3 protein-coding genes, 1 pseudogene and 1 CRISPR repeat array are annotated in these 5,553 nt (G+C 43.6%); of the genes and pseudogenes, 1 reads left to right on the forward strand and 3 read right to left on the reverse strand.

Features of this window, described 5'->3' with window-relative positions; all coding sequences use genetic code 11:
* Positions 1-34: 34 nt before the first annotated feature.
* Positions 35-1,083: direct repeats of the CRISPR family, unit length 37 nt; unit sequence ATTTCAAACCACCAAAATCCCTTTCAGGGATTGAAAC.
* Between the two features lie 225 nt (positions 1,084-1,308).
* A complete protein-coding gene (lepA, locus tag H6S82_RS16095; protein WP_190475325.1) occupies positions 1,309-3,120 on the reverse strand; it encodes a translation elongation factor 4 in 1,812 nt (603 codons plus the stop codon).
* A gap of 400 nt (positions 3,121-3,520) precedes the next feature.
* Here lepA and H6S82_RS16100 point away from each other — a divergent pair, with 400 nt between their 5' ends.
* Positions 3,521-3,748 carry a hypothetical protein gene (locus tag H6S82_RS16100; protein WP_190475323.1) on the forward strand — a complete coding sequence of 76 codons (228 nt, stop codon included), beginning with the start codon at positions 3,521-3,523 and terminating at the stop codon, positions 3,746-3,748.
* A gap of 132 nt (positions 3,749-3,880) precedes the next feature.
* Here the strand turns inward: H6S82_RS16100 and H6S82_RS16105 are convergent, their stop codons facing one another.
* Both H6S82_RS16105 and H6S82_RS16110 read right to left on the reverse strand, forming a co-directional pair.
* Positions 3,881-4,645: a PEP-CTERM sorting domain-containing protein gene (locus H6S82_RS16105; protein ID WP_190475321.1), complete on the reverse strand. Its 765-nt coding sequence runs from the start codon at positions 4,643-4,645 to the stop codon at positions 3,881-3,883.
* A gap of 440 nt (positions 4,646-5,085) precedes the next feature.
* Positions 5,086-5,472, reverse strand: a pseudogene (locus H6S82_RS16110) (diguanylate cyclase); the annotation flags it as partial.
* Positions 5,473-5,553: the final 81 nt, after the last annotated feature.

Consider the following 5,553-nt stretch of genomic DNA (forward strand, 5'->3'; position numbering starts at 1 on the left):
AAACTTCATACTGTCTGGGTTTGAGGATGTTGCCATTTCAAACCACCAAAATCCCTTTCAGGGATTGAAACGTCGCGATTCGAGACAGTATGAGCCAAGCAACAAATTTCAAACCACCAAAATCCCTTTCAGGGATTGAAACGTTGTCAGGGAATTGATTAAATTAGAATACTCTGATTTCAAACCACCAAAATCCCTTTCAGGGATTGAAACCTGTAGAAATCCCGGTTCGAGCGGCAGAACCCATGATTTCAAACCACCAAAATCCCTTTCAGGGATTGAAACCGCCTCGTATGGGAATGCAAATTCCGCATCATCGCATTTCAAACCACCAAAATCCCTTTCAGGGATTGAAACGCTATTTACTGATTCGCTTCCCCACCAATCCATATATTTCAAACCACCAAAATCCCTTTCAGGGATTGAAACGAATACTACAAAGCAATCTCCCTTGTGATATCGAAGAAATTTCAAACCACCAAAATCCCTTTCAGGGATTGAAACGCAATGTATGCAATTCATAAAAACTTCGCTATTTATTTCAAACCACCAAAATCCCTTTCAGGGATTGAAACGTCGCCGGATTCAACGCTGTGATGGGTGCAGCCAAGATTATTTCAAACCACCAAAATCCCTTTCAGGGATTGAAACTAAGGCTTCTACGGTTCGTTTTCCCCAGTCGATTTCAAACCACCAAAATCCCTTTCAGGGATTGAAACAAGCTCTGACGAAACAGTCACAAATTCAGCAGATTTCAAACCACCAAAATCCCTTTCAGGGATTGAAACTCTTTATATTCTATAATTAATTTGCAAATCTCTTGATTTCAAACCACCAAAATCCCTTTCAGGGATTGAAACTTTAGCTTGTGAAATCTCTCGCCTGGTTTGCAAAATTTCAAACCACCAAAATCCCTTTCAGGGATTGAAACGTGCTTCATCCTCAATGACTGGAATTAACAAATCTTTGACATTTCAAACCACCAAAATCCCTTTCAGGGATTAAAACATTCACACAGAGACAAAGAAGATTTTCGTTGCAGAATCATTTCAAACCACTAATATCATGTCCGGTGCATCGGTAATGTCAGACTGATGCTCAAGATTATCTGTGAGAATCTGGGGTTAAATTTTTACCGCAGATGAAGAGAGATGAACGCAGATAAACGCAGATAAAGGCAAATAGAAAGGCATTTTTTGGCAATCGATGCTACGGGATATGAGATGAAACAAACAGAAAGATACCAAAAAAAAGAGGGAAAAGAGCATTTCCCTTTTCCCTCTGTCACTACCCAATACCAAAAACAAGCTATTCTTTATCCAAACGCAAAACAGCCATAAAAGCTTCTTGGGGTACATCTACAGTACCGATCGCTTTCATGCGCTTTTTACCTTTGGCTTGTTTTTGCAACAGTTTCTTCTTCCGCGAAATGTCGCCGCCGTAGCATTTTGCCAACACATCTTTTCGCAATGCGGGGATATGTTCGCTGGCAATAATTTTACTGCCGATCGCAGCTTGAAGTGGTATCTTAAATTGGTGACGGGGAATCAATTCTTTCAGTTTTTCCACCAAACTTCTACCCACGTTGTAAGCTTTATCTCGGTGGACTATCATCGCCAAAGAATCTACCGGATCGTTGTTGATTAAGATATCCAAACGCACCAAAGGATTTTCTCGATAACCGATCAAGTGATATTCCATACTCGCATATCCGCGAGAGCGAGATTTCATTTGATCGAAAAAGTCGGTCACGACTTCCGCCAAAGGTAACTCGTAACTCAACGTGGTTCTTCCTTGGGTGAGATATTTCATATCCTTGAAAATGCCGCGCCGAGTTTGAGACAATTCCATCAAAGTCCCCACGTATTCTTCCGGCGTAATCATATCCACTTGCACGTAGGGTTCTTCGATTTTCTCCCGGTGTTGTGGGTCTGGTAAATGACTGGGATTGTCGATATAGAGAATTTCTCCTTTAACAGGCGTTACCCTGTAAATTACAGAAGGAGCGGTAATAATCAAGTCCAGATTGTATTCTCTCTCCAGGCGTTCTTGCACAATTTCCATGTGCAGCAATCCCAAGAATCCGCAGCGGAAACCAAATCCCATTGCGCTGGAAGTTTCTGGTTCGTAGGATAAAGCGGCGTCGTTGAGCTTTAATTTTTCTAACGCTTCTCGCAAATCTGGAAATCGATCGGCATCGGTGGGAAACATCCCGCAGAATACCATCGGTTTGGCTTGCGCGTATCCCGGTAAAGGTTCGGCGGCTGGTTCGTATGCCAATGTAATTGTATCGCCGACGCGGGCATCTTCCACCGCTTTAATTGCCGCCGCCACATAGCCTACTTCTCCGGCGTGCAGTTCGCCGACTTGAATTTGGTTGGGGGAAAGGACGCCTAACTCGTCAATTTCGTACTCTTTCCCCGTCGCCATCAAGCGAATGCGATCGCCTTTCTTCACCGTACCGTCCATCACCCGGAAGTAAACTATTACGCCTCGGTAACTGTCGTAATAACTATCGAAAATCAACGCTCGCAAGGGTTGCGATACTGTATCTTGCGGTGCGGGTATCAAATGTACGATCGATTCGAGAATTTCGTCTATCCCGATTCCTTCTTTCGCTGAAGCTAAAATCGCTCCACTACAATCCAAACCTATGATTTCTTCGATTTCTTTTTTTACCCGCTCCGGCTCGGCACCGGGTAAATCAATTTTATTCAAAACCGGGATAATTTCGAGATTATTCTCTAATGCTAGATAAACATTTGCCAGAGTTTGCGCTTCTACACCTTGGGAGGCGTCCACCACCAGCAGAGCGCCTTCACACGCAGCGAGAGAGCGGGAGACCTCGTAGGAGAAATCGACGTGACCGGGGGTATCGATGAGATTGAGAACGTATTGCTGCCCATCTTTGGCTTTGTAGTTCATCCTAGCTGCTTGCAGCTTAATGGTAATACCGCGTTCTCGTTCTAGCTCCATGTTATCGAGGAACTGTGCTTTCATATCTCGATCGGCTACAGTTCCGGTAGCTTGCAACAGACGATCGGCCAAGGTAGACTTGCCGTGGTCGATGTGGGCGATAATGCAAAAATTGCGAATGCGAGCAACGGGCACATCAGTCATACAGTTCTCTTTAAGGTCGATCGGCGATCGCTGCACAAAGGTAATATAGCTTTCTTAAAATATTTTAATGTTTTCAGAGCCGATCGCGTTTCATTCTCGATCGCTTTCTTCCATTCCCAGCGCTACAGGCAATCCAGGGCCGATCGGCTGACACAAAAATTGACACAGTTTAACGACCTGATAAATTTATTCGTTTATGGGTTATACTAAAAGCTTTGGTCGTAACAGTTTTTTGCTCGCTCCTGTACAATATTAAATAAAAGGCAAAGTAGTTCAAAAAATTAATAGGCGCTGCATAATAGCAATTGCTGAAAACTCCCGCCCACAAGGCAGTCAGTGCAGATTGATTTAATCGCGTTTTGCGGTCTCCACCATTATCGATTAGAATATTGTGTTGCAAATGAAAGAACCAGCTTTAGATACCCATCGCTCAAATGATAAGGTGGAAGTTTCTATCCACTTGGATTCAGATTTATTCGATCAAATTCAGCACCTCACCAATGACCCCAGCAAGGTGATTGAATCGGCCATCAGACAATGGCTTAAAGGTGGCGATCGGCGAGATGATGACCTAACTCGCACCCTGCAACGAACGCCAGTACCCCCCCGTGGTGAGTGGAACGATTAATTTCTGCCACAACAAGCCGCAAGAGGAAGTAGGAACGAGCGGAACCCTCTTAATTAGAGAATACTTGTACAAAATATGGTTCAGCATATTTTGTACAAGTATTCAATCCGATCGCAGTATTCTTTTCCTCGATTAACTAAAGACTTTGTGGTTATCCTTAGAGACAGCCCCTAAGCGCAAATTTACACTTTGTTCTCGCTGCCGTTTCAGGATCAGACCCATACCGCATAAGCCGAACAGAACCAAACTACCGACTGTACCCGGTTCTGGTACCTTAGTTTGAGAGATGCGCTGATCGATAAAAGAAATCGTAGCCAATCCAGTAGTTCCACCCTTGAGTTGGATGTCTTTCACTACTTTGGCCTTCTTCACAGGTTTATCCAGATCGATCGCATTGTCAAGTATGGGCGGAGGATTGGAGACAAACGTCTGGCCAATAATATTATTATCCACATCAAATACCGTTTCCACCACAGACGTTCTTGAGTTGCCTATCGGTGGTGGAGGGATGGGTTGACCGTTGAAAGCTAGATGAATATCGCTAATCGCCATATTCGGATCTAAAGCTTCTACCGAATAGCCAATTACCACATCGATCGCGTTGTTCGCATCGGCGAAAAATGGCCCGGAGAATCGTATGCCTTCCAGACCGGTGTCCAGTGTTGTTACCGATATGGAATCGGGATCGAGCGGGCCCACAAATGCCGGATTGCATACCGCAGGCTGACAACCGATCGTCGCCGTAAAATCACTGAAAAGCTTATCACCAACAGTGAAACTACCGTTGCTATCGATCAAATTTCCTAAATTGAATGTCGCTGCGGCAACGGGCCCAGTCACAACTCCCAAAAGAGTTACGCCCGTACAAACAATTCCTAGCGCAAAATTACGTATCATAACTGCCTCTGCAAGTTTTGAGTAAAAAAATGGTAGTCAGTAATTCCGCTTATTGAAATCGATACTCTCTGAAAAGAAAATACCTTTACTCCACAGTTAAGCTTCGCGAAATCAACATATCAAAGTTAACTTTTATACAGAGCGCATATATTTGAGTGAAAAAATCCAAATCTACTGAATAATTATGGCTTACTTTTCATCCTCAGCGCTAATTATTTAAGTATTTTTGCTAACCTTGAATTTTCGCTTTCGCATCTAGATTAGTATAAATGTATAAATAACTGCATCCATCCATAGCAAAAATTTACCAATTTTTTATCAAACTTACCTATATCGGTCAATTTTGTGAAGTTTTAGTAAAGTTGCGTTGCCGATATACGTAAGTAATGTGATTTACAATACAAAAAATCCATTCGTTTTCACAGTGGGGGAGCAAAACTTTAATCGAGATTGTGAAGAAAAAAGCGATCGCGCCCCAAAGCCTTTGCGCGATAGAGGGCCTCGTCAGCTGCTGCAATCAGCCGATCTGGAGAAAACTCAGAATCAGGAAACGTACTGGCGACACCCAAACTGACCGTAACGTACTCGCTTACGTAGGAAGCAGTATGGACTTGTTTTAATGCACTGACGTTTTCACGGATAGTTTGTGCGATCGCAACAGCACCCTCAGCTGTCGTATTCGGTAAGATCGCGGCAAACTCTTCGCCGCCATAACGAGCAACTAAATCGATGGGACGATTGACAGCACGACGAATAGCATCCGCGACCTGTTGCAAACACAAATCGCCAGCCAAATGACCGTAAGTATCGTTGTAAGTAGTCGGACAAAAGTAATCGACACTGTATGAACTTTTGTTAAGGCACTTGCAGGAGTGCGATCGCTACCCACGGATAGTACAAATGTATTG

Origin of the sequence: Planktothrix sp. FACHB-1355 (genome assembly GCF_014748295.1) — a bacterium.
Classification (GTDB): domain Bacteria; phylum Cyanobacteriota; class Cyanobacteriia; order Cyanobacteriales; family Aerosakkonemataceae; genus Aerosakkonema; species Aerosakkonema funiforme_A.

Bases quoted from the DNA above. Each gene is read 5' to 3' on its own strand.
- H6S82_RS16105 (WP_190475321.1), bottom strand. From the start codon at position 4,645: ATGATACGTAATTTTGCGCTAGGAATTGTTTGTACGGGCGTAACTCTT.
- H6S82_RS16100 (WP_190475323.1), top strand. From the start codon at position 3,521: ATGAAAGAACCAGCTTTAGATACCCATCGCTCAAATGATAAGGTGGAA.
- lepA (WP_190475325.1), bottom strand. From the start codon at position 3,120: ATGACTGATGTGCCCGTTGCTCGCATTCGCAATTTTTGCATTATCGCC.